At 56.8% G+C, this 22,639-nt stretch carries 22 protein-coding genes and 3 tRNA genes; 17 read left to right on the top strand and 8 right to left on the bottom strand.

Annotated elements, in window-relative coordinates; translation table 11 throughout:
- The first annotated feature begins 50 nt into the window (after nucleotides 1-50).
- Nucleotides 51-1,685: a Na+/H+ antiporter gene (locus tag KHQ24_RS17660; RefSeq protein ID WP_004203499.1), complete on the top strand. Its 1,635-nt coding sequence runs from the start codon at nucleotides 51-53 to the stop codon at nucleotides 1,683-1,685.
- 94 nt (nucleotides 1,686-1,779) lie between these two features.
- On the opposite strand, the gene KHQ24_RS17655 is transcribed toward KHQ24_RS17660, so the two are convergent.
- Nucleotides 1,780-1,855, bottom strand: a tRNA-Asn gene (locus KHQ24_RS17655).
- Nucleotides 1,856-2,185: 330 nt separating this feature from the next.
- Here KHQ24_RS17655 and nac point away from each other — a divergent pair.
- The 3 genes from nac (at nucleotide 2,186) to ldtA (ending at nucleotide 5,180) form a co-directional block, all read left to right on the top strand.
- Nucleotides 2,186-3,103: a nitrogen assimilation transcriptional regulator NAC gene (gene nac / locus KHQ24_RS17650; RefSeq protein WP_004203498.1), complete on the top strand. Its 918-nt coding sequence runs from the start codon at nucleotides 2,186-2,188 to the stop codon at nucleotides 3,101-3,103.
- 106 nt (nucleotides 3,104-3,209) lie between these two features.
- Nucleotides 3,210-4,160, top strand: a complete 951-nt coding sequence (gene cbl / locus KHQ24_RS17645) for an HTH-type transcriptional regulator Cbl (RefSeq protein ID WP_004180456.1) — start codon at nucleotides 3,210-3,212, stop codon at nucleotides 4,158-4,160.
- Nucleotides 4,161-4,238: 78 nt separating this feature from the next.
- Entirely contained in the window at nucleotides 4,239-5,180 is a 942-nt protein-coding gene (gene ldtA / locus KHQ24_RS17640) for a L,D-transpeptidase (protein ID WP_023318650.1), read from the top strand.
- A gap of 89 nt (nucleotides 5,181-5,269) precedes the next feature.
- Here ldtA and KHQ24_RS17635 read toward each other — a convergent pair.
- Nucleotides 5,270-5,345: transfer RNA gene (locus KHQ24_RS17635), tRNA-Asn, on the bottom strand.
- A 100-nt stretch (nucleotides 5,346-5,445) separates the two neighbouring features.
- Nucleotides 5,446-6,246, bottom strand: coding sequence for a DgsA anti-repressor MtfA (gene mtfA, locus KHQ24_RS17630; RefSeq protein WP_072140495.1), 801 nt, complete (start codon nucleotides 6,244-6,246; stop codon nucleotides 5,446-5,448).
- A gap of 90 nt (nucleotides 6,247-6,336) precedes the next feature.
- On the opposite strand from mtfA, the gene KHQ24_RS17625 reads away from it, so the two are divergent.
- Nucleotides 6,337-6,426 (top strand) — tRNA-Ser (locus KHQ24_RS17625).
- A gap of 274 nt (nucleotides 6,427-6,700) precedes the next feature.
- Here the strand turns inward: KHQ24_RS17625 and ompC are convergent.
- On the bottom strand, nucleotides 6,701-7,837 hold the full coding sequence (gene ompC / locus KHQ24_RS17620) for a porin OmpC (RefSeq protein WP_017900242.1): 1,137 nt from the start codon (nucleotides 7,835-7,837) through the stop codon (nucleotides 6,701-6,703).
- Between the two features lie 537 nt (nucleotides 7,838-8,374).
- Here ompC and drpB point away from each other — a divergent pair.
- From drpB to KHQ24_RS17600, 4 genes are all read left to right on the top strand, one after another.
- The gene (gene drpB, locus KHQ24_RS17615; protein ID WP_004203489.1) at nucleotides 8,375-8,656 is read left to right on the top strand and encodes a cell division protein DrpB; all 282 of its coding nucleotides are present in this window, start codon (nucleotides 8,375-8,377) and stop codon (nucleotides 8,654-8,656) included.
- A 41-nt stretch (nucleotides 8,657-8,697) separates the two neighbouring features.
- Entirely contained in the window at nucleotides 8,698-9,408 is a 711-nt protein-coding gene (locus tag KHQ24_RS17610; protein WP_004203487.1) for a phosphohydrolase, read from the top strand.
- 76 nt (nucleotides 9,409-9,484) lie between these two features.
- Nucleotides 9,485-10,885, top strand: a complete 1,401-nt coding sequence (locus KHQ24_RS17605) for a DNA cytosine methyltransferase (RefSeq protein ID WP_072206876.1) — start codon at nucleotides 9,485-9,487, stop codon at nucleotides 10,883-10,885.
- Nucleotides 10,866-11,360 carry a very short patch repair endonuclease gene (locus KHQ24_RS17600; protein WP_023318645.1) on the top strand — a complete coding sequence of 165 codons (495 nt, stop codon included), beginning with the start codon at nucleotides 10,866-10,868 and terminating at the stop codon, nucleotides 11,358-11,360. Before KHQ24_RS17605 ends, KHQ24_RS17600 begins: the two co-directional genes overlap by 20 nt.
- On the opposite strand, the gene yedA is transcribed toward KHQ24_RS17600, so the two are convergent.
- On the bottom strand, nucleotides 11,335-12,246 hold the full coding sequence (yedA, locus tag KHQ24_RS17595) for a drug/metabolite exporter YedA (RefSeq protein WP_032456334.1): 912 nt from the start codon (nucleotides 12,244-12,246) through the stop codon (nucleotides 11,335-11,337). The genes KHQ24_RS17600 and yedA overlap by 26 nt on opposite strands.
- 183 nt (nucleotides 12,247-12,429) lie before the next feature.
- On the opposite strand from yedA, the gene KHQ24_RS17590 reads away from it, so the two are divergent.
- Together KHQ24_RS17590 and dgcQ are read left to right on the top strand one after the other, a co-directional pair.
- Nucleotides 12,430-13,341 (top strand): DUF808 domain-containing protein, encoded by a 912-nt coding sequence (locus KHQ24_RS17590; protein ID WP_049004331.1) that lies wholly within the window; start codon nucleotides 12,430-12,432, stop codon nucleotides 13,339-13,341.
- 117 nt (nucleotides 13,342-13,458) lie between these two features.
- Nucleotides 13,459-15,138: a cellulose biosynthesis regulator diguanylate cyclase DgcQ gene (gene dgcQ, locus KHQ24_RS17585; protein ID WP_049004332.1), complete on the top strand. Its 1,680-nt coding sequence runs from the start codon at nucleotides 13,459-13,461 to the stop codon at nucleotides 15,136-15,138.
- A gap of 299 nt (nucleotides 15,139-15,437) precedes the next feature.
- On the opposite strand, the gene yodD is transcribed toward dgcQ, so the two are convergent.
- Entirely contained in the window at nucleotides 15,438-15,659 is a 222-nt protein-coding gene (gene yodD, locus KHQ24_RS17580; RefSeq protein WP_004203478.1) for a YodD family peroxide/acid resistance protein, read from the bottom strand.
- A 135-nt stretch (nucleotides 15,660-15,794) separates the two neighbouring features.
- Between yodD and dsrB the strand changes: the two genes are divergently transcribed.
- Nucleotides 15,795-15,986 (top strand): protein DsrB, encoded by a 192-nt coding sequence (gene dsrB, locus KHQ24_RS17575; RefSeq protein WP_004203477.1) that lies wholly within the window; start codon nucleotides 15,795-15,797, stop codon nucleotides 15,984-15,986.
- Nucleotides 15,987-16,018: 32 nt separating this feature from the next.
- On the opposite strand, the gene rcsA is transcribed toward dsrB, so the two are convergent.
- The gene (gene rcsA / locus KHQ24_RS17570; protein ID WP_004203475.1) at nucleotides 16,019-16,642 is read right to left on the bottom strand and encodes a transcriptional regulator RcsA; all 624 of its coding nucleotides are present in this window, start codon (nucleotides 16,640-16,642) and stop codon (nucleotides 16,019-16,021) included.
- 374 nt (nucleotides 16,643-17,016) lie between these two features.
- Between rcsA and yedD the strand changes: the two genes are divergently transcribed.
- The gene (gene yedD, locus KHQ24_RS17565; RefSeq protein WP_211777374.1) at nucleotides 17,017-17,451 is read left to right on the top strand and encodes a lipoprotein YedD; all 435 of its coding nucleotides are present in this window, start codon (nucleotides 17,017-17,019) and stop codon (nucleotides 17,449-17,451) included.
- 41 nt (nucleotides 17,452-17,492) lie between these two features.
- On the opposite strand, the gene amyA is transcribed toward yedD, so the two are convergent.
- Complete coding sequence (amyA, locus tag KHQ24_RS17560; protein ID WP_004203469.1) at nucleotides 17,493-18,980, bottom strand: alpha-amylase; 1,488 nt, start codon at nucleotides 18,978-18,980, stop codon at nucleotides 17,493-17,495.
- 200 nt (nucleotides 18,981-19,180) lie between these two features.
- On the opposite strand from amyA, the gene tcyJ reads away from it, so the two are divergent.
- The 4 genes from tcyJ to tcyN all read left to right on the top strand — a co-directional run bounded on the left by tcyJ (nucleotide 19,181) and on the right by tcyN (nucleotide 22,496).
- Complete coding sequence (gene tcyJ / locus KHQ24_RS17555; RefSeq protein WP_004203468.1) at nucleotides 19,181-19,981, top strand: cystine ABC transporter substrate-binding protein; 801 nt, start codon at nucleotides 19,181-19,183, stop codon at nucleotides 19,979-19,981.
- Nucleotides 19,982-20,076: 95 nt separating this feature from the next.
- A complete protein-coding gene (gene dcyD / locus KHQ24_RS17550) occupies nucleotides 20,077-21,063 on the top strand; it encodes a D-cysteine desulfhydrase (protein ID WP_004203467.1) in 987 nt (328 codons plus the stop codon).
- A gap of 15 nt (nucleotides 21,064-21,078) precedes the next feature.
- Complete coding sequence (tcyL, locus tag KHQ24_RS17545) at nucleotides 21,079-21,747, top strand: cystine ABC transporter permease (RefSeq protein WP_004203466.1); 669 nt, start codon at nucleotides 21,079-21,081, stop codon at nucleotides 21,745-21,747.
- A complete protein-coding gene (tcyN, locus tag KHQ24_RS17540; RefSeq protein WP_004203465.1) occupies nucleotides 21,744-22,496 on the top strand; it encodes an L-cystine ABC transporter ATP-binding protein TcyN in 753 nt (250 codons plus the stop codon). The genes tcyL and tcyN overlap by 4 nt, the downstream gene beginning before the upstream one ends.
- The last annotated feature ends 143 nt before the right edge of the window (nucleotides 22,497-22,639 follow it).

Below are 22,639 nucleotides of genomic sequence, written 5' to 3'. Positions count from 1 at the left end.
AATAACAGCCTGATGTACAGAATGAATATTGCCGTCAAAGGAGGGGAGGAATGTCGCTAATCGCTATTGTGCTGGTCTTTATCATGGCCATCGTGGTGACGGTGTTCATTTCCCATCTTCTGCCCGTTAAAGTGCCGCTGCCGTTGATCCAGATTGCGGCGGGCGCCGCGCTGGCCGCCGGTGGTTTTCAGGTCGATTTCGATCCGCACATCTTTTTGCTGTTGTTTATCCCGCCGCTGCTTTTCCTCGATGGCTGGCGGATCCCGAAAGACGCGTTTTTCCGCGATATGAAGCCGATTCTGTCGCTGGCGATAGGCCTGGTGATGGTGACTATCCTCGGTATTGGCCTGTTTATTCACTGGCTTATTCCGGCGATTACCGTGGCGGCGGGGTTCGCCCTGGCGGCGATTCTGTCACCCACCGATCCGGTGGCGGTATCGGCAATGACCGCCAGCTCGCCGCTGCCTTCCCGGATGGCGCATATCCTCGAAGGGGAGTCGCTGTTAAACGATGCTTCGGGTCTCGTCGCTTTTAATTTTGCCATCGCCGCGGTGCTGACCGGCAGCTTCTCACCGGGAGAGGCGGTGATGAAGTTTTTCCTGATGGCGTTCGGGGGCATCCTCAGTGGGCTCGTGGTGGTGTGGGTCACCGGCAAATGTAATAACTTTCTGGTGCGGCGCACCCGCGAGGAGCCGGCCATCCAGATCCTGATCAGCCTGCTTATCCCCTTCGCCGCCTACCTGCTGGCCGAGGCGTTCCATGTCTCCGGCATTCTTGCCGCCGTCGCCGCCGGCATTGCGATGCACTATGAGCAGCTGTCGGGGCCACGGCTTCCCGCGACGCGCATGAAAAGCAGCGCGGTGTGGTCCATGCTGCAGACTACCCTCAATGGGATGATCTTCCTGATGCTGGGCGAGCAGTTGCCCCGCATGCTCAGGACGTTGCCGGCGGTAGCCAGCCAGGCCGGCGTCCCTTCGCCCTGGTATCTGCTGCTGTACGCCGTGGCCATCACTCTCGCGCTCGGTCTGATGCGTTTCGCCTGGGTATGGCTGTCGATGACGCTGACCATTTTTCGCCGTAAACGCCGGGGCAAGGCCATCACCGTCCGTCCGCGATTCAGCATCCTCGCCGTCATGGCGCTGGCGGGGGTTAAAGGCTCCGTGACGCTCGCCGGTATTCTGACGCTGCCGGCGGTGCTGGCGGATGGTTCACCATTCCCGGGCCGCGAACTGCTGATCTTTCTCTCAATGGCGGTGATCCTGATGTCGCTGGTGGTGGCGGCTATCGGTCTGCCGTTCATGACCCGCTATCTTGCCGATGATTTACCCCATGACACCGGCAAGGACGATATTGGCGCCGTCATGACCGAAGTGGCCATCAACCGGCTAAATGCGCTACTCGACGAGCCGGTGGAGGATCCCACTGAGCAGGCCCTGCGGGCGGATGCCGGCAATATGCTGCTGGAAACCTACCAGCGTCGGCTTCACTATAACGACAATGACGAAGGGCAGGACGTCGGGCTGGAGCTGGCGAAGCGCGCCAGGCTGGAGAAATATATGCAAAGAGAGGTCATTATCGCCCAGCGTCAGGAGCTGTTCCGGCTGCGTCGCGCCCACAACATTAGCGATATCACCTTTTATGAGGTGCTGCGGGAGATAGACCTGAAGGAAGAGAGTTTGCGCTAGGGGCGCCATTGCTGGAGGGGGATCCTTCGCCCTCCGGCCGCGCAGCTGGCGCGGAAAAGCAAAAAGCCTGCTCGAAAGCAGGCTTTTTTAAATTTGGCTCCTCTGACTGGACTCGAACCAGTGACATACGGATTAACAGTCCGCCGTTCTACCGACTGAACTACAGAGGAATCGTGTGAACGGGGCGCATATTAACGATGCCACCCGGCCTTGTCAAAGCCTGATTCAAAGAATTGCGTTCGACTGCTGACAATTTCAGCAACCCTCACTCGTGCGCTGTTTTTTTCAGCAGATTGCACCGTTGTAGTGCGAATGTACCCCTAATGGGGCATACCACAATCTGCTTACCGGGCAAATAAAAACCGGATTGCTATCACTATCCCTTATAACACCGCCTGTGGCGGGCAGCGGCAGCGGAAATGAAAAGCTGGCAAGCAAATTGCAAAACCAGTTTCATCATACTTCCAGCGTTAACGCTGGCGTTCCTTACAGGAGGCAAAATGAACTTAAGACGACTGAAATATTTTGTGAAAATCGTCGATATCGGCAGTCTGACCCAGGCCGCTGAAGTCTTGCACATCGCCCAACCGGCCCTCAGCCAGCAGGTCGCGACCCTGGAAGGTGAAATGGACCAGCAGCTGCTGATACGCACTAAGCGAGGGGTCACGCCAACGGAAGCCGGTAAAATCCTGTATACCCATGCGCGGACCATCCTGCGCCAGTGTGAGCAGGCGCAGCTGGCGGTCAATAACGTCGGTCAGACGCTGCGTGGCCAGGTCTCGATCGGCCTGGCGCCGGGCACGGCGGCCTCCGCCATTACTATGCCGTTGCTGCAGACGGTGCGTAATGAACTGCCCGAGGTGATGGTCTATCTGCAAGAGAGCAGCGGCACGGCGCTGAATGACAAGCTGCTGGCGGGCCAGCTGGATATGGCGGTGCTGTATGAGCGTTCGCCGGTGGCCGGCATCGTCAGCCAGCCGCTGCTGAAAGAAGATCTCTACCTGGTCGGTACCCGCGATTGCCCGGGGCAGAGCGTGGACCTCACGGCGGTAGCGGAGATGAACCTGTTTCTGCCGCGCGATTACAGCGCGGTACGGGCGCGGGTCACCGAAGCGTTCACCCTGCGTCGGCTGTCGGCGAAAATTATCGGCGAGATTGAATCCATTACCACCCTGACCGCGGCCATCGCCAGCGGCATGGGGGCGACGGTCCTGCCGGAATCCGCTGCCCGCTCCCTGTGCGGCGCGGCGAACGGCTGGATGGCGCGGATTAGCACGCCGTCAATGAGCCTGTCGCTGTCGTTGAACATGTCGGCGCGCGGCGGTTTGTCGCCGCAGGCGCAGGCGGTGAAGGAGATCCTGCTGTCTCTGGTGAGCCGTCCATCGCTGGAGAACCGTGAACTGCAGCTGGTGAGTTAGGCTATATTCTCTTAAGGAATAAGTTGCTGGTTTTTATTATTTGTTACCCGGGACAACAGACTTTAACAATAGCAGATACGTTAAGTCCATTGGCCCGGAGGAAAGGGTGAACTTCCAGCAACTGAAAATTATCCGTGAGGCGGCCCGTCAGGATTACAACCTGACGGAAGTCGCGAATATGCTCTATACCTCGCAGTCAGGCGTCAGCCGCCATATCCGGGAACTGGAAGAGGAGCTGGGGATTGAGATCTTTATCCGTCGCGGCAAACGCCTGTTAGGAATGACCGAGCCGGGTAAAGCGCTGTTATCCATTGCCGAGCGGATCCTCAATGAAGCCAGCAACGTCCGGCGGCTGGCGGATCTCTTCACTAACGATGCCTCCGGCGTCTTAACCATCGCCACCACCCATACTCAGGCGCGCTACAGCCTGCCCCCGGTGATTAAAGCCTTCCGCGAGCTGTTCTCCGACGTTCGCGTCGAGTTGGTGCAGGGCACTCCGCAGGAAATTGAAGCGCTGCTGCATAACGGTGGGGCGGATATCGGCATCGCCAGCGAGCGTCTGAGCAACGATCCTACGCTGGCGGCTTTCCCCTGGTTCCGCTGGCATCACAGCCTGCTGGTACCCAAAGACCATCCCCTGACCCAGGTGTCTCCTCTGACGCTGGAGGCGATTGCCCGCTGGCCGTTAATCACCTATCGCCAGGGGATCACCGGCCGTTCGCGGATCGATGAGGCCTTCAACCGTAAAGGGCTGATGCCGGATATTGTGCTGAGCGCCCAGGATTCCGATGTCATCAAGACCTACGTCGAGCTGGGGCTGGGCGTCGGGCTGGTCGCCGAGCAGTCCGGGGATGCCCGCGAAGCGGACACCTTTACGCGCCTCGATACCCGCCATCTGTTTGATGCCAATACCGTGTGGCTGGGACTGAAGCGGGGCCAGCTGCAGCGTAATTACGTCTGGCGCTTTATCGAATTGTGCAATGCCGGACTGTCGCTGGATGAGATCAAGCGCCAGGCGATGGAGCCGGAAGAGGCCGCTATCGACTATCAGATTTAAGGAAATGCTGGCCAGCGGATCGGGGAGAGGAAATACCGCTATAATTCACACACGAGAGTCGCGACTGAGGAAGGGAAAATGACGATGCGGCGTGTGAAATTACTTTGTTCGGCGCTGATGCTGCTCGCCAGCCACAGCGCGCTGGCCGTTAGCTATCCGCTGCCGCCGGAGGGGAGCCGTCTGGTGGGCAGCGCATTTACCATTGCCGTGCCGGAGAACAACACTCAACCACTGGAAAGTTTTGCCGCCCAGTACGGCCAGGGGTTGAGCAATATGCTGGAGGCTAACCCCGGCGTCGATGTCTATTTGCCGCACTCCGGTTCGACGCTGACCATTCCGCAACAGCTGATCCTGCCTGACACCGTGCGGGAGGGGATCGTCATCAACGTCGCCGAGATGCGTCTCTATTATTACCCGCCGCTGGGCAATAGCGTGGAAGTCCTGCCAATCGGCATTGGTCAGGCGGGACGTGAAACGCCGCGTAACTGGGTGACGGCGGTAGAGCGCAAGCAGGAGGGACCCACCTGGGTACCGACCGCCAATACCCGCCGCGAGTATGCGAAAGAGGGCAAAACGCTGCCGGCGATGGTGCCGCCCGGGCCCGATAATCCGATGGGGCTGTATGCGATCTATATCGGCAGGCTGTACGCCATCCACGGCACCAATGCCAACTTTGGTATCGGGCTGCGCGTCAGCCAGGGATGCATCCGCCTGCGTAATGACGACATTAAATTCCTGTTTGATAACGTCCCGGTGGGAACGCGCGTCCAGCTGATCGATCAGCCGGTGAAGTATACCGTGGAGCCGGACGGCAGCCACTGGCTGGAGGTGCACGAGCCGCTGTCGCGCAACCGGGCGGAGTTTGAATCCGACAGAAAAGTCCCCTTGCCGATGACCTCGGCGCTGCGCGAGTTTACTCAGGGGCCGGGAGTGAGTTCTTCGCAGGCCGAGCAAACCCTGCAGCGCCGCTCCGGCATGCCGGTGAATATCAGCGCCACAGCGGCGCAGGGAAGTTTGTAGCGGTGGAAAAAGTTAAGCCTTGATGCGGGATGGCGGCCCGGCGGGGCCCGAAAAGCAAAAAGCCTGCTTAAAAGCAGGCTTTTTAAATTTGGCTCCTCTGACTGGACTCGAACCAGTGACATACGGATTAACAGTCCGCCGTTCTACCGACTGAACTACAGAGGAATCGTGTGAACGAGGCGCATACTACTGGCCCGGCATTTTTGTGTCAACACTAAAATTAACTTGCTGATTCAAATGGCTAAATTTAGCTCAACACGTTGTTTTAGTGAACAGTGCGCCGATCGTCTTCGTCCTGCAGGCCATTCTCCCGTCTGCGCGCCAGCGGATCCTGGCGGTAAAAATGGCAAAAACGCTGCCACAGGGCCGGGAAGCGGGGCGCGAACAATTCAGGCGCGCTGAAAAAATATTCCGATAGGACGGCAAAGCACTCAGCGGGATCGGTGGCGGCATAGGCGTCAATGCTGGCTGCGCTTTCCCCCACCAGATCTATCTCATCCTGAATGTTGTTCATCGCCGCGTGGAGATCGTGCTCCCAGCCGGCGACTTCGCGCAGTGGGATCAGCGGTACCCCGCTGGCCCGATCGCCATTCCGCGTATCGAGCTTATGCGCTACCTCATGCACCACAAGGTTAAAGCCTGACGCATCAAAGGAGTCCTGAATATCCAGCCAGTTCAGCACCACGGGACCCTGCTGCCAGCTTTGCCCCGATTGCACCACCCGCTGGTTGTGGACCAGGCCAATATCATCCTCCCATTCATCATCCACGACAAACGGGGCAGGGTAGATCAGCACTTCATGAAAACCGTCCAGCCACTCTATCCCCAGCTCAAGTACCGGCAGGCAAAAGAGCATTGCTATCCGCGCCTGATGCAGCGGAGTCAGCTCCAGTCCCTGAAGCGCTACCAGACGTTTTTGCTGTAGGAAACGGCCAGCCATCTGCGTCAGCTTATGCTGCTCAGCGGGCGAAAGGTGGGCTAAAACCGGAATGGCAAGCGCTTGCTCCCAGGGCATCTCTGCGTTGCCGGACTCATCATCTGCTTTCCAGGGCCATTTAAACATCATATTGCTCGCAAAGTCGTCACTTGAACACGATTACCGAAACGGGAGCTATTAAAATGCCAAAGATCCTGGCATTATAGCAACCACAACAGCGGAGAGATGCCGGAGCGGCTGAACGGACCGGTCTCGAAAACCGGAGTAGGGGCAACTCTACCGGGGGTTCAAATCCCCCTCTCTCCGCCACTATTCTTTCTCTGACCATTCCCCTTCAATAACACCGTTAGCTTCAGGTATAACGCCTGCGCTGGGGTATCGCCATCATCATCGTCCTGGTTTCAGCGTAAAGACGCGGTACTGTGCCTTGTCCTTTTGTGGTCTTACCGCCGCAATTTGCCCGAACGAGCTTAAACGCATCATAAAGAGGGAAGGTACGCCTGGAAAGCGGCAATGTCGAAAAGAGTGATCTCAACGGAGCGGGAACAAGAAAAAGCCCGCTGAGCGCGGGCTTAGATGGGGATCAGAACTGGTAAACCAGACCGAGGGCCACGATATCATCGGTCGAGATACCGTTGTTGCTGTAGAAGCGATCGTCTTCGTCCAGCAGATTGATTTTATAATCCACATAGGTGGACATATTTTTATTGAAGTAGTAGGTCATGCCGATGTCGACATACTTGACCAGATCCTTGTCGCCGAAGCGAGAAGAGGAGTAGAGATCTTTACCCTTTGATTGCAGATAGGCCACAGACGGACGCAGCGGTAAATTATACTCATCGAACTGGTACTGGGCGACGACTTCAAAGTTCTGCGTCTTGTTGGCAATAGCGCCGTTGCCGTAGAAGGTCATGTTGCGGGTTTCCGCATACATGGCGGCCAGATAGATGTTGTTGGCGTCATATTTGGCGCCGACGGTCCAGGCGTCGGCTTTATCACCGTTGGCATAAATATGGCTGCTACGTGCTGCCGCCAGCTGGTTATGGGTACGGTCGGAAGATGAGTAGGCGGCCCCGAAGCTGATGCCCATATCGAGATCGTAGTAGCTGGAGATACCAAACCCGTCGCCATTTTCCCGCGCCAGTTTACGAGCACCACCGTTGTTAGTGCCTTCGCCAGAACCGGCGTTTTCATTATTACCCTGATACTGCAGGGCGAAATGCAGGCCGTCGACGAGGCCGAAGAAATCGCTGTTACGGTAGGTGGCCACCCCGTTGGTGCGGCCGGTCATGTAGACGTCGGTCTGGGTGTAGGTATCGCCGCCGAATTCTGGCAGCATATCAGTCCAGGATTCGATGTCGTACACCACGCCGTAATTACGGCCATAGTCCAGTGAGCCATAGTCAGCAAACTTCAGACCGGCGAAGGCCAGACGGGTCCAGGAATTCGCTCCTTCATTTTCGCTGGTATTGGCCTTGATATTGTATTCCCACTGACCGTAGCCGGTTAACTCGGAAGCGATCTGCGTTTCGCCTTTGATGCCAAAGCGTGCATAGGTCTGATCGCCGTCCTCTGAAGTGTCGTCTGAGAAATAGTGCAGGCCGGCGACTTTCCCGTAAAGGTCCAGTTTGTTGCCGTTGTTGTTATAGATTTCCGCGGCATTAACGGCATTGGCCATTAATAATGCCGGAACCATGAGAGCCAGTACTTTTCTTTTCATTATATATTCCCTTTTAATAATAATTTCTGTGAATTATGACAATCCCTCCGGAATGACTATCAGATACTAACGACCAGGTTCATTTTTATTTAAAATAAAATATGTAAATAAATAATGTAAGATATTGCAAAATATTTCCAAATGGTTCGTTATATTAAATTTAAATGAATCTTCTTTTATTATTATTTTATTATATAGCAATGGGTTATGTTGTTTTGTTGCGGGCTCGGTTAACCAAATGAAATTATTTGTATAAATTTACGGCGAGAGGGTTATTCAGCATTTAAATATAATTTATGAGTCAAACTCGCCGGGGAAGATAAGTACAATACGCGGCATGGTTGATGTCGTTAATGTTTAATCCTGTGGGTAAGTAATAAAGAACAAACCCTTGGGTATTTCCATTGGCAGCATAAGTGATAAGTAGGTGCAGAAGACAAGGATGAAACTGCTGCCTGTGGCGCAGGTTGGCGGTATAATGTGATTCGTGTCACGTTTTGGGTGACAGTAGTATGATTTGTCACGGAGAAGAATGAGATGGAAGAGCAGGCAAAACGCAGCCCGGGCGGCAAACTCGCGCTCTGGGCGTTGTATGCCTTTTGCGGATATTGTGTCTGGGTCATTGTGCGTTACTGGTGGGTGGTAGGGAAAATTCACAGCGTTCCCGGCGCCAGCGCGGAGGGCGACTTTGGCACAATGGCAGGGAAATGGCTTGGCGCCCTGTTGGGGATGCTGGTGCTCGCCGGCATTGGCGCGATCCTAGGTGCTGTCGTCTGGTATACACGGCCCGCCAGAAGCAGGCGGGATCATCGGTCGTAAAGTTGCTATGCTCGAGGCTGACCTTCAGATAAGGAACGCCTATGAACCTGGTAGACTGGCAGCAACGATTTGAGCACTGGATACTGACGCACCACGCCCAGGAGGATGCGGCGCACGATCTGTCCCATTTTCGTCGCGTCTGGGCCACCGCCACCCGGCTGGCCGCCGGGGAGGTGGAAGTCGACAGGCTGGTGCTTCTCACGGCCTGCTATTTTCATGACATTGTCAGTCTGCCTAAAAATCATCCGGAGCGAAGCCGCTCTTCGATGATGGCTGCCGAGAAAACCCTTGCGATTTTGCAGTCGTCGTTTACCGATTTTCCCGCAGACCGCTATGCGGCGGTCAGCCATGCTATTGAGGCGCACAGCTTTAGCGCGGCGATCCCGCCGCGCACGCTGGAGGCGAAAATCGTCCAGGACGCCGACCGTCTCGAGTCGCTTGGGGCGATTGGCCTGGCGCGGGTCTTCGCCGTCGCCGGCGCCCTGAACACCATTCTGTTTGATGCCGACGATCCTTTCGCCGACCGGCGAGCGCTGGATGACAGAAAATATGCCCTCGACCATTTCCAGTGCAAACTCCTGCGCCTGCCGGAAACCATGCAGACCGCCGCAGGAAGGGCTATGGCGCAGCATAATGCGCGCTTCCTCGTTGAGTTTATGGCCAAGATCAGCGCGGAGCTGAAGGGGGAGCCTATGGCGCTGGATGAGGCGGTTTTACGCCGCTTTGCACCGCAGCCGTCAACCGACCAGTGATTTATGGTACTCTCTGCAAAAATCGTCCGCGCTGGTTGAGGGTATGCCACAAAAGTTAATTAAGGAAAACAGGTCGTTGTCATTGACGGAGCAGGCCGGTGAAGAGGCTCAGGCGCTGCTGCGTCAGCTGATGACGATCTACGATGTGAAAACGCTGGTCGCCGAGCTGGTGAGCGTCGGGGAGCAGCACTGGAGCGCGGCGATCCTCAAGCGCGTGGCGGCCCTCAGCCGCGCGGCGGGGCGTTTGCGTCCGCAGGAGGTCGCTCATCTGGCGACGCTGCTGCCGTCGCCGCCGGCCCATCATCCGCACTATGGGTTCCGCTTTGTCGATCTGTTTGCCGGTATCGGCGGGATCCGCAGCGGTTTTGAAGCCATCGGCGGGCAGTGCGTCTTTACCAGCGAGTGGAATAAGCATGCGGTGCGCACCTATAAGGCCAACTGGTATTGCGATCCGCAGCAACACCGTTTCAATGAAGATATCCGCGATATCACCCTCAGCCATCGCCCCGACGTTAGCGATGACGAGGCGGCGCAGCATATCCGCGAGACTATCCCGCAGCATGATGTGCTGCTGGCCGGCTTTCCCTGCCAGCCTTTCTCACTCGCCGGCGTATCGAAAAAAAATGCCATGGGTCGCGCCCACGGCTTTGCCTGCGAAACCCAGGGGACGCTGTTTTTTGATGTGGTGAGAATTATCGCCGCCCGTCAGCCGGCGATCTTTGTGCTGGAGAATGTTAAAAATCTCAAAAGTCACGATCAGGGACGCACCTTCCGCATCATCATGCAGACGCTGGATGAGCTGGGGTATGAGGTCGCTGACGCCGGGCATAGCGGGCCGGACGATCCGAAAGTGATCGACGGGCGCCATTTCTTACCACAGCACCGGGAGCGCATCGTGCTGGTAGGCTTCCGTCGCGATCTGCAGCTGCACGAAGGGTTTACGCTGCGCGATATCGCGGCGCTTTACCCGGCGGTTCGGCCAACATTTGGCGAGCTGCTGGAGCCGACGGTGGATGCCAAATTTATCCTCACGCCGGTACTGTGGAAATATCTTTATCGCTATGCGCGCAAGCATCAGGCGCGGGGCAATGGCTTTGGTTATGGCCTGGTGGACCCCGCGAATCCTCACAGCGTGGCCCGGACGCTCTCCGCCCGCTACTATAAAGATGGCGCCGAAATTCTCGTCGATCGCGGCTGGGACCGGCCGCTGGGCGAGACGCATTTTGACGATCCGCAGAATCAACAGCGGCGTCCTCGTCGGCTGACGCCGCGGGAATGCGCCCGATTGATGGGCTTCGAATCGCCTCAGGGGGCGCGTTTCCGCATCCCGGTGTCGGATACCCAGGCCTATCGTCAGTTCGGCAACTCGGTAGTGGTTCCGGTCTTCGCCGCGGTGGCGAAGCTCCTGGCCCCGCGCATCGCTCAGGCGGTGGCGCGTCGCGAAGCGGATGATAACGATGGCGGATGTTCACGATAAAGCCACACGCAGTAAAAATATGCGGGCTATCGCCACGCGCGATACGGCGATCGAAAAGCGGATAGCGGCGCTGTTGACTCAGGCGGGATTCACCTTTATTGCTCAGGATCGCGAGCTGCCGGGGCGCCCCGATTTCGCTTTACCCGACTACCGTTGCGTCATCTTTACCCACGGCTGTTTCTGGCACCACCATGACTGTTACCTGTTTAAGGTGCCGGCCACCCGGACGGCGTTCTGGCTGGACAAGATCGCCGGCAACGTGGCGCGCGATGCCCGTGACCGGCAAAAGCTGGCCGCGCAGGGCTGGCGGGTGCTTATCGTCTGGGAGTGCGCCCTGCGCGGTCGCCTGAAGCTGAATGACGAGGCGCTCACCGAGCGTCTGGAAGAGTGGATCTGCGGTGCCGGACACGACGCGCAGATCGACACCCAGGGGATCCGCGAACTGGCGCTTATTTCGACGCCTTACAAGGAGTAACTTCGCTGCGAACCGGGAAGAGATATTTGCCCAGCGTCACCAGCACGACGGCGAAAATAATCACCGCCAGCGCCAGCCACTCGATCAGTGACAGGCTTTCGCCACCGAATCCGGTGCCAAGGAGAACCGCTACCACCGGGTTGACATAGGCGTAGCTGGTGGCCACCGCCGGGGTGACATTGCGGATCAAAAACATGTAGGCGTTGATGGCAATCAGCGAGCCAAAGATAGCCAGATAGGCTACGGCGGCGATCCCGGACCACGACGGAATGCGGGTTAAGGTTTCACCGCTCAGCCATGAGGCGGCCAGCAGGACGATCCCGGCGGCGAGCATCTCGATTGCCCCCGCCATCATGCCGGTCGGCAGCACGATCCGCGAGCCGTAAACCGAGCCGAAGGCCCAGCTCAGAGAGCCAATCAGAATCAGCAGTGCGCCCCAGGGGTTGCCGTTCAGGTTGCCCCCGCTGTTAAGCATCACAATACCCGCGAGGCCAATGGCAATCCCCAGCCACTCCAGCTTCCGAGTGGTGATGCCGAAAAAGCGGCTGAAGCACAGGGTGAACAGCGGAACGGTGGCGACCATCACCGCGGCGATCCCGGAGGGAACGTGCTGATGTTCGGCCAGGGTGACAAAGCCGTTGCCGACGGCCAGCAGCAAAACCCCGATCAGCGCGGCATTAAGCAACGGCCTGCGGGCCGGCAGTTTATGGCCGGTGGCCAACAGCCATCCCAGCAGCAGCACGCCGGCAGAGAGAAAGCGAATTCCGGCCATCATCAGCGGCGGCCAGCTGGCGACGCCGACGGCGATGGCGAAATAGGTAGAGCCCCAAATGATATACAGCGCAAACAGCGCCCCGATAAGCGGTAACAGCTGACGGGTAGACATACTTCCTCACGACGGTGCAGAGATAGAAAGGGGACATATAGTAAACGTGAAAACTATCCTGCTGGCGAGCGCTTAATTTGCGCCAGGTTGTTAAATTTATATTGACTAATTGTACCTTGGGCAGCGGCCGTTTTTTAACGCATACTCGAGGGAGACATTGATGAAAAGAGAAGGAAAATCATTTTGGCAGGAAGTAGTCTTTTAACATTACTTGATGATATCGCCACGCTGCTGGACGATATCTCCATGATGGGCAAGCTGGCGGCGAAAAAAACGGCGGGGGTGCTGGGCGACGATCTTTCCCTGAATGCCCAACAGGTGACCGGCGTGCGGGCAAATCGTGAGCTGCCCGTGGTCTGGGGCGTGGCGAAAGGGTCGTTCGTCAATAAAATCATCCTCGTGCCGCTGGCCCTGCTGATCAGCGCCTTTATTCCTTGGGCGATCACGCCGCTGCTGATGGTAGGTGGCGCGTTTCTCTGTTTTGAAGGGGTGGAGAAGGTGCTCCACAGTCTGGAAGCGCGTAAGCACAAGGAGGACCCAGCGCAACGGCAGCAGCGTCTTCAGGCGTTGGCGGATCGTGACCCGCTGGCCTTTGAGCGTGACAAAGTAAAAGGGGCGATTCGCACCGACTTTATTTTGTCCGCGGAAATTGTCGCCATCACCCTCGGCATTGTCGCGGAAGCGCCGCTGCTGAATCAGATCCTCATTCTCTCAGGGATCGCGATTCTGGTCACCATCGGGGTCTATGGCCTGGTGGGGGTGATCGTCAAGCTGGATGACATGGGTTACTGGCTGGCGGAGAAACGCAGTACGCTGGCGCAGTGGCTGGGCAAAGGGTTATTGGCCGTGGCTCCCTGGCTGATGAAACTGCTCTCTGTCGTCGGGACGCTGGCCATGTTTCTCGTTGGCGGCGGGATTGTGGTCCACGGTATTGCGCCGCTGCACCATGCCATTGAGCACTGGAGCGCGGGCCTGGGCGGCATGTTGGCCGCCTTGCTGCCGATGGTGGTCAATCTGGTGCTGGGTTTTATCATCGGTGCGGTGGTCCTGGCCGGCGTCAAGGCGGTGAGCCGCCTGCGTGGCGCTGCGAAGTAATCAGGTGCGGCGCCGCGTATTGGCGCCGCGTGGTCTACGCTAAACAGCGCGTCCGGTATCGACAGAAACCGCGTGCGCTGACGACGTCAGGTTTGCGCAACGTACTACGAGAGAAAGATGGATAAGCCACTGCGGTTGAAGTTGAAAAAGCGCTACTTCCTGACTCGCCCGGCACATGTGGTTAACGTTTGTTTTATCGTGGTGCTATTTTTCTCCACGCTGCTGATCTGGCGTGAAATCAACGTCCTGGAAGAGGCCTACGTGGCGAACCAGCGCAATAATCTGGCTAATGTCGCGCATGAAATGGATGGGCTGCTGCAGTTTAACATCGACAGGATGATGTTTTTTCGCCACGGTATGCAGTCCGCACTTGAACGCCCCCTCGACGTCGATGTGTTGCACGAGGCCAGCCAGCGCTATCTGAACCAGCGCCATCAGGAGATTTGGCGGGTGGCGCTCCCGAACCGCCGGACGCTGCCGGTGTTTGGCGTCTCGGAGAGCGTCGTCAGGGAGAACCCGCTGCTCTTGCCGGACGATCCGCTGGTGGTCAATGAACTGATGGCGACGCTGGAGCTGGGTTATCTGTTAAATCTGACGCAGCATGACCGCGATTTTGCCGAGCGGATGCAATATATCTCCCGCAGCGGCTTTTTCACCTCGACCCTGCCGCTGCGCGATGAATCGCAGGTGAAGACGTACTATTCGCGCGCTATCAGCGCCCTCTGGTTTACCCGGCAGACCCAGCGGAACAATCCGTACCGCGGCGTTATCTGGCAAACCTTTCCTGACGATGACCCGCAGCTGGAAGAGCAGGTGGTTACCGCCTCGATACCGCTGGATTTTGCCGGTTACTGGCGCGGCGTGCTGGCGATGGATTTCTCAGTCAGCGAAATAAAAGCATTTTTAATCAGCGCGATGAAGGGCGGGCAGGAGGGGGAATACCAGCTTTATGACAGCCATCTTAGCCTGCTGGCCTCCTCTGCGCCGGGGAATGTCCTGACGCTGCTGTCGCCGCGCGAGCAGGAGCTGCTCAGCCGCGCGTTTGCCCATGATAACCAGGGCGGCCTGCGTCTGCTGACGCGCTATATCAGTTGGGCCAAACTACGGAATTTTGACGGCGTGCTGCTGCGGATCCACACCCTGCGGGAAGGCGTACGCGGCAACTTTGGCACCATCACCATCGCCCTGACCCTGATGTGGATCCTCTTCACCTTGATGCTGCTGCTCTCCTGGCTGGTGATCCGCCGTATGGTCCGCAATATGAGCGTCCTCCAGACCTCTCTGGAGTGGCAGGCCTGGCACGATGCCTTAACCCGCCTGCTCAATCGCGGGGCGCTGTTTGAAAAGGCGATGGCGGTCGCCAGCGCCTGCCAGCGCAGCGGACTACCGCTGGCGGTGATCCAGCTCGATCTGGATCACTTTAAGAGCATTAACGATCGCTATGGTCATCAGGCGGGTGACAGGGTGCTGTCGATGGTGGCCAGTACCCTTGCCGGCACTGTTCGGGAAGGCGATTTGCTGGGCCGCGTGGGGGGAGAGGAGTTTTGTGTCGTGCTGCCGAATACCACGCTGCAGGAAGCGGCGGCGATAGCGGAGCGGCTACGCCTGCGTATTCATGGCCGGGAGGTCTTTTTGCATAACAACGTGACGCTGCGGGTCAGCGCGTCGTTAGGGGTAAGCGCCAGCGAAGAGCAGGGAGAGTATCACTTTGAAGCGCTGCAGTCGGTCGCCGATGGTCGACTGTATCTGGCCAAGCAGAATGGCCGCAACCAGGTCTGTTATCGCAGCGAAGCGTGAGTAAAACGTTTCGCTCGCGCCAGCGGATTTGAGATTTATCTTAAAGTAATGTCTGGCGATCGTACTATCAGATGAAACCGGTTTGCGGCTAAGCCTTCTCGCATCAGCCTTGCAGCCCTTTCTGCTGCGAAGCGCCGACTTTCTCAATATTTTGCGTCATGAATATCTCTTGTCATGCAAAATAATTGAGGATAATGTTTCAACGCATCGGATTTCCCGGTGTAACGAATTTTCAAGTGCTTCTTGCATTAGCAAGTTTGATCCCGACTCCTGCGAGTCGGGATTTTTTTCGCCCATCACTAGCGGTTGGCTTCACTGGCGCTGAAATCATGAATATCGAGTTCAAATGCCTCCGCCAGTTCGCGCCAGGTATGCGCCCCGCGGCCATCGATACTGGCGCGCTGAGGGTCATCGAGGATGCGGTGGACTTCGCTTTCGCTGATCTCATTAATCGCCGCCAGTAGAGCATCAACGTTCACATCAACGTCGTTCCCGGTCTGGTCTGTCAATCGGTTCTTCATCATTACCCCCCTCGCTGAGCGTCGCTCAAGCCTTTTTAAGTATAGTCGGTCTAAAAAAACGCCAGTCACCGGCCGCGACGCTGCGAGCGGCGTGGTTTTGTTCTACACTGGCTGAAAATAGAGAGGAGATGGATTATGCAGGTGAACGATCGTGTCACGGTGAAGACCGACGGTGGCCCACGTCGATCGGGCGTAGTGCTGGCAATTGAGTCGTTTAGCGAAGGGACGATGTATCTGGTTTCGCTGGAAGACTATCCCCTGGGGATCTGGTTTTTCAATGAAATAGGGCACCCGGATGGGATCTTCGTGGAAAAAGAAATCTCGTAAAACCGAACTGGCGGGACCACCGCCAGTTTGTTTCAGCGTAGATTCACCTGAATACCACTGGTAATGTTTTCGGTCAGCCGAACGATGTGGTAAATCACCTGCTTATTATGCGTCTGTATTTTCTTTTTAATATTACCTTTGTGCGATGATACCGTTTTCGCTTTGATGTTCATTTGCGTTGAAATTTGCGAAGTACCATGCCCGGCCATCCACATTTGCAGCATATTTGATTCTGTTTTGCTTAGCGACAACGTCGGTAAATTCAACTGCCCCAGGCTCGTGTTCTTGTATTTAAGATAATTAACCAGAATGACATCAAGGTCTTTTGGGGTGATCGATTTTGAACTGATTAGCAGATTCTTACGTACCCGCAGATAGCGGTCAAAATGGATGTTCGCCAGCGACATAAAAATCACAAACAGCGTCGCCGGATTTTGCGTGATGATCTGGCGAATAATGTTATTACTTTCATCATCATGCACAAAGCAATCTTCATTCAGAAACACCACCGCCGGGCAACATGACGCACAGTGCCTGTGCAGATCCTCAGCGCAGTTGACCTCAACGATTTCCTGTTTTTTAATTCCCCGACTGGTCAGATATCCCGTAAGTCCCAACCGGGTATAACTGCACAAATCCATAATCATCGTTGACATGACCCATCCTCAATCAACACGTAACGATATACACTTCGCACTGGCTGTGCGAAGCAGTCCTTGCGGGCGGTAATAATAGTAGGTTTAAGAAAGAACCCATTAGTTCCATTAAACTATTCCGCATCTCTGCATATAATTTGCCAGGAAAACTCTTAAAGTAAAGTCGAGAACCGGTAGTGTGAGCGAATTAAAAACAAAAAGTGCCCGTGGCTGCTATGGTTAGGCGCCAAAGATTCTTTTACTTTCAGAATTTCCTTATTTCATATGAAGGTCGCGATGCCTGGCCGTGTTTTATCCGGCTTCTCCGCCCGCAGCGGGGGTGGAAGGCTTAACGCTTTAATGCCACAATACTTTTTTATCAGCTTGTGGGATGAATGATGAAACAGTTAGTTTTTGCTGGCATGGTGGTGGCGCTGGCCGGATGCGTGCAGGTTGATCGTTACGAAGACGTTGTTAAAGCCCCAGCGCCGGCAGGCCTGGAAGGCTACTGGCAGACGAAAGGGCCGCAGAATGAGATGATGAGTCCGGACGCCATCGCCAGCCTGATCGTCACCAAAGATGGGGACACCTTCGACTGCCGCCAGTGGCAGCGCGTGATCGCCCAGCCGGGGAAACTGATGAACCGCGATAGCGATATCTACAACGTGACCGCTTCCCTGGATATCTACCCGATCGAGCGCGAGGGCAACACCCTTTCCTACGATCGTATGACGTTGACCCGCGTTGAACGTCTCACCCCGGAGTGCGAGAAAGCGTGGGCTAAAGCGCGTGCCACCGCTCCAGTCAGCGCGCCGGCCACCGCGCACTAAGATTCCGGCGGGCCACCGCTGGCCCGTCCGGCGTCAGATGACTACAGCACCGCCTCCAGCACCCACACGCTGACGCTTCCTCCGTTACAGGTAAAGGTGGCGCAGCCTTCGCCGTCGGTTTCGACAATCTCTTCCCGATTGCCCAGGAAATCCCGCCAGCGTTTGTTGCCATAATTCTCGCCCAGCGTCAGGGTCTTTTCTCCCTCATCACCATTGGACATCACCACCACGCAGCCGGGATCCTCGTCCGTGCCGCTGCGGCTGAAGGCAATGCAGTTGGGGTGATCGAACCAGAGAGTCTGCACGCCGTGGGCAAAACGCTGACGGGCGTCGATCAGCTCGTGGAGTTGTTCGATAACGGGCATTTCTATGGCGTAGGTTTGTCCGTCGCCGCCGGTATCCTCATAGGAGGCGCCGAAGAGATCGGCATAGAAGACCGAGGGTACGCCATTTTCACGCAACAGGATCAGCGCATAGGCCAGCGGTTTAAACCATGGCTCAACAGGCGCCTCGAGCGCCTGCAGCGGCTGGGTATCATGGTTGGTGACCAGGGTGACGGCATGGAAGGGGTCGGCTTCCACCAGCGTCCCGCTGAAAATCTGGCTCATGTCGTAATCGCGCCCCTGGCGGGACGCTTCATGAAATTTCATCTGCAGCGGGGCGTCAAACAGCATCGTCTTGCCCTCGACCAGATCGATATACTGCTGGAGCTTTTCCACTTCATGGGACCAGTATTCCGCAACAATAAACAGCGGCTGCGGGGCTACCTCCTGAACATGCTCGATCCACGCTTTGTAAAACCATGCGGGGATATGCTTCACAGCGTCAAGACGAAAACCGTCGCAACCGGTTTGCTCCATCACCCAGCGCGCCCAGTATTTGATCTCTTCGGTGACGGCGTGATTACGAAAATCGATATTGGCGCCCATCAGGTAGTCGAAGTTGCCAAGCTCGTCATCGACCTGTTCATTCCAGCCTTCGCCGGTGTAGTCGTTGACGATTTTAAATACACCGTCTTCCGTCGGATTCTCGATGTGGTCAATGCCGCTAAAGCACTTGTAGTCCCAGACAAACTGCGAATACTGTCCGGCGCGCACCGGGAAGGTATAGCGAGTCCATGCCTCGCACTCGATGATCGTCTCGTCAATTTGCGTGCGATCCTGCTCATCAACGCGCTGCACGCGCAGGGCCTCTTTTTCATCGGCGCCCATTTTATGGTTCACCACCACGTCCAGCAGCACGGCGATGTCGTGCTCCTTCAGGGCGTTGATCGCCGCCAGCAGCTGGGTCTTATCGCCATATTTGGTGGCGACAGAGCCCTTTTGATCAAACTCGCCGAGGTCGAAGAGATCGTAGGTGTCATAGCCGACGGAATAGCCGCCCGAGGCGCCTTTGTAGGCGGGGGGCAACCAGACCATATTGATGCCGATTTCGTTAAGACTGGGGGCCAGCGCTTCGACTTCACGCCACAGTTCGCCGCCGGCGGGGTAGTACCAGTGAAAACATTGCAACAAGGTGGGGTTTTTCATCTTCCATGCTCCAGACGTCAACAGGCTGACCTTTGCAGTATGGGAGATATCCCGCAAAACGGGTGAGGAAAGCCCTGAATTTCGCTATACCCTAAAGCGGATCATATATAATAAATTTGCATAAGATGTAGCGTAACGATGTTGGTGTCGGGCCGTTAAGCGCTTTACACTACAGGAAAATCCTAACCTTCGGGGTATCTATGAAATTAGCACTTCTGGGTCGTCAGGCGCTGATGGGCGCGATGGCCGTTGTTTTGATGGCTGGCGTTAGCGTGAAAACTTTTGCGGCGGAAAACCTGCTCAATCAGATTAAAGAGCGCGGCACCCTGCGCGTGGGCCTCGAAGGCACCTATCCTCCTTTTAGCTTCCAGGGCGATGACGGTAAGCTGACCGGCTTTGAAGTGGAGTTCGCCAACGAGCTGGCGAAACATCTGGGCGTGAAGGCTGACCTCAAACCGACCAAGTGGGACGGTATGCTGGCCTCACTGGATTCCAAGCGCATTGACGTGGTGATTAACCAGGTCACTATCTCTGATGAACGTAAGAAAAAATACGATTTCTCCACCCCGTACACGATCTCCGGTGTGCAGGCGCTGGTGAAGAAAGGCAACGAAGGCGCGATTAAAACCGCGGCGGATCTGAAAGGCAAGAAAGTGGGCGTCGGGCTGGGCACTAACTATGAAGAGTGGCTGCGTCAGAACGTCCAGGGCGTGGATGTCCGCACCTATGATGACGATCCGACCAAATACCAGGATCTGCGCGTAGGCCGTATTGACGCCATTCTGGTTGACCGTCTGGCGGCGCTGGATCTGGTGAAGAAAACTAACAACACGCTGGCGGTAACCGGCGAAGCGTTCTCCCGTCAGGAAGCTGGCGTTGCACTGCGCAAAGGCAACGATGACCTGCTGAAAGCGGTAGATGGCGCGATCGCGGATATGCAGAAAGATGGCAGCCTGAAGGCCCTGTCAGAGAAATGGTTTGGCGCTGACGTGACAAAATAAAGGCCAGCGGTGAAAAAAGGCGCTCCTGGAAGCGCCTTTTTTTATTTAGCGCGTAACTGTGTGCATAATGAAGCATAACTGAGTCAGGAGGGGCCATGTCACTGCAAAATTTAACCCGCTTTCCGCGTCTGGAATTGATCGGCGCGCCGACGCCGCTGGAGTATCTGCCGCGTCTGTCCGATCACCTCGGGCGCGAAATTTTTATCAAACGTGATGATACGACGCCGCTGGCGATGGGGGGAAACAAACTGCGCAAGCTGGAGTTTCTCGCCGCCGATGCGCTGCGCGAAGGGGCGGATACTTTAATTACCGCCGGCGCGATCCAGTCTAACCATGTGCGCCAGACGGCGGCGGTCGCCGCCAAACTGGGCCTGCACTGCGTGGCGCTGCTGGAAAATCCCATCGGCACCCGTGCGGAGAATTATCTGAGCAATGGCAACCGCCTGCTGCTGGATCTGTTTAATACCCAGGTTGAGATGTGCGATGCCCTGACCGATCCCGCTGCGCAGCTCGACGAGCTGGCGACCCGTATCGAAGCGCAGGGGTACCGCCCGTATGTCATTCCGGTCGGCGGTTCAAACGCCCTTGGGGCGCTAGGCTATGTGGAAAGCGCGCTGGAAATCGCCCAGCAGTGCGAAGACGCGGTGGAGATTTCGTCGGTGGTGGTCGCCTCCGGGAGCGCCGGCACCCATGCCGGACTGGCGGTCGGCCTTGAACAGCTGATGCCGCAGGCGGAACTGATTGGGGTGACGGTGTCGCGCGCGGTTGCCGACCAGCTGCCGAAAGTGGTAGCGCTGCAGCAGGCCGTGGCCAACAGCCTTGAGCTGCAGGCGAAAGCCGACATCATCCTGTGGGACGATTACTTTGCCCCAGGCTACGGGACGCCAAATGAGGAAGGAATGGCCGCCGTGAAGCTGCTGGCGCAACTGGAAGGTATTTTGCTCGACCCGGTTTATACCGGCAAAGCGATGGCCGGACTTATCGATGGCATTACGCAGAAACGCTTTAAGGATGAAGGGCCGATTTTGTTCGTCCATACCGGCGGAGCGCCGGCGCTGTTTGCCTATCATCCTCACCTCTAATACAGAAACCACAGCATGCAAGAAAGTATTCAACTGGTCATCGATTCTGCGCCTTTTCTGCTGAAAGGCGCCGTCTTTACGCTGCAGCTGAGCATTGGCGGGATGTTTTTCGGCCTGGTGCTGGGCTTTATCCTGGCGCTGATGCGCATGTCGACCCTCTGGCCGGTAAAATGGCTGGCGCGCATGTATATCTCCATTTTTCGCGGGACACCGCTTATCGCTCAGCTGTTTATGATCTACTACGGTTTGCCGCAGTTTGGCATTGAGCTTGACCCGATCCCGGCGGCGATGATCGGCTTATCGCTGAACACGGCGGCCTACGCGGCGGAAACCCTGCGCGCGGCCATCGCCTCGATTGACAAAGGGCAATGGGAAGCGGCGGCCAGTATCGGTATGACCCCGTGGCAGACGATGCGTCGGGCTATTTTACCCCAGGCGGCGCGGGTCGCTTTGCCGCCGCTCTCTAACAGTTTTATCAGCCTGGTAAAAGATACCTCGCTGGCGGCGACGATCCAGGTGCCGGAGCTGTTCCGTCAGGCGCAGCTTATCACCTCGCGTACGCTGGAGGTCTTCACCATGTATCTGGCCGCCTCTCTGATCTACTGGGTGATGGCGACGGTACTCTCCTCGCTGCAGAACTATTTTGAAAACCAGCTGAACCGCCAGGAGCGTGATCCGAAATGAGTGCGATTGAAGTAAAAAGCCTGGTGAAAAAATTCCATGGCCAGACGGTGCTCCACGGTATCGACCTCGAGGTGCAGGAAGGCGAAGTGGTGGCAATCATCGGCCCCAGCGGCTCGGGTAAAACCACCCTGCTGCGCAGCATTAATCTGCTGGAGCAACCGGAGAGCGGCACTATCCGCGTCGGCGATGTGACGATCGACGCTGGTCGCAGCCTCGGGCCGCAAAAAGGGCTTATCCGTCGGCTGCGCCAGCACGTTGGCTTTGTCTTCCAGAACTTCAACCTGTTTCCCCACCGGACGGTGCTGGAGAACATCATTGAAGGGCCGGTCATCGTAAAAGGTGAAGACAAGCAGGAGTCGATGGCGCGGGCGCGCGATCTGCTGGCGAAAGTGGGCCTCAGCGGCAAAGAGAACAGCTATCCGCGCCGCCTCTCTGGCGGGCAGCAGCAGCGGGTCGCGATTGCCCGCGCGCTGGCCATGCGTCCGGACGTGATCCTGTTTGATGAACCGACCTCGGCTCTCGATCCCGAGCTGGTAGGGGAGGTGCTCAATACCATCCGCCAGCTGGCGCAGGAGAAACGTACCATGGTTATCGTGACCCATGAAATGAGCTTCGCTCGCGACGTTGCCGATCGGGCGATTTTTATGGATCAGGGACGCATCGTTGAACAAGGCGAGGCCAAAGCGCTGTTCGCCTCGCCTCAGCAGCCGCGAACCCGCCAGTTCCTCGAAAAATTCCTGATGCAATAGAGCAGGCGCAGGCGCGGCGGCTCGCTTTCGTGTGAGCCGCCGCAATGAGTCCAATTCCACGCTGGGGTAACACCCCATCGTCACGTCTTTGTGCTATTTACTCCCCTGGCCGTATACACCGCTTCCCATCCCCCCTTGTAGGG

The sequence above is a fragment of the Klebsiella sp. 54 genome (assembly GCF_018223875.1).
Classification (GTDB): domain Bacteria; phylum Pseudomonadota; class Gammaproteobacteria; order Enterobacterales; family Enterobacteriaceae; genus Klebsiella; species Klebsiella quasipneumoniae.
This window is presented reverse-complemented; position numbering and strand designations above follow the sequence as displayed.

Bases quoted from the DNA above. Each gene is read 5' to 3' on its own strand.
- KHQ24_RS17660 (WP_004203499.1), top strand. From the start codon at position 51: ATGTCGCTAATCGCTATTGTGCTGGTCTTTATCATGGCCATCGTGGTG.
- nac (WP_004203498.1), top strand. From the start codon at position 2,186: ATGAACTTAAGACGACTGAAATATTTTGTGAAAATCGTCGATATCGGC.
- ldtA (WP_023318650.1), top strand. From the start codon at position 4,239: ATGACGATGCGGCGTGTGAAATTACTTTGTTCGGCGCTGATGCTGCTC.
- mtfA (WP_072140495.1), bottom strand. From the start codon at position 6,246: ATGATGTTTAAATGGCCCTGGAAAGCAGATGATGAGTCCGGCAACGCA.
- ompC (WP_017900242.1), bottom strand. From the start codon at position 7,837: ATGAAAAGAAAAGTACTGGCTCTCATGGTTCCGGCATTATTAATGGCC.
- drpB (WP_004203489.1), top strand. From the start codon at position 8,375: ATGGAAGAGCAGGCAAAACGCAGCCCGGGCGGCAAACTCGCGCTCTGG.
- KHQ24_RS17610 (WP_004203487.1), top strand. From the start codon at position 8,698: ATGAACCTGGTAGACTGGCAGCAACGATTTGAGCACTGGATACTGACG.
- KHQ24_RS17600 (WP_023318645.1), top strand. From the start codon at position 10,866: ATGGCGGATGTTCACGATAAAGCCACACGCAGTAAAAATATGCGGGCT.
- yedA (WP_032456334.1), bottom strand. From the start codon at position 12,246: ATGTCTACCCGTCAGCTGTTACCGCTTATCGGGGCGCTGTTTGCGCTG.
- dgcQ (WP_049004332.1), top strand. From the start codon at position 13,459: ATGGATAAGCCACTGCGGTTGAAGTTGAAAAAGCGCTACTTCCTGACT.
- yodD (WP_004203478.1), bottom strand. From the start codon at position 15,659: ATGAAGAACCGATTGACAGACCAGACCGGGAACGACGTTGATGTGAAC.
- dsrB (WP_004203477.1), top strand. From the start codon at position 15,795: ATGCAGGTGAACGATCGTGTCACGGTGAAGACCGACGGTGGCCCACGT.
- rcsA (WP_004203475.1), bottom strand. From the start codon at position 16,642: ATGTCAACGATGATTATGGATTTGTGCAGTTATACCCGGTTGGGACTT.
- yedD (WP_211777374.1), top strand. From the start codon at position 17,017: ATGATGAAACAGTTAGTTTTTGCTGGCATGGTGGTGGCGCTGGCCGGA.
- amyA (WP_004203469.1), bottom strand. From the start codon at position 18,980: ATGAAAAACCCCACCTTGTTGCAATGTTTTCACTGGTACTACCCCGCC.
- tcyJ (WP_004203468.1), top strand. From the start codon at position 19,181: ATGAAATTAGCACTTCTGGGTCGTCAGGCGCTGATGGGCGCGATGGCC.
- dcyD (WP_004203467.1), top strand. From the start codon at position 20,077: ATGTCACTGCAAAATTTAACCCGCTTTCCGCGTCTGGAATTGATCGGC.
- tcyL (WP_004203466.1), top strand. From the start codon at position 21,079: ATGCAAGAAAGTATTCAACTGGTCATCGATTCTGCGCCTTTTCTGCTG.
- tcyN (WP_004203465.1), top strand. From the start codon at position 21,744: ATGAGTGCGATTGAAGTAAAAAGCCTGGTGAAAAAATTCCATGGCCAG.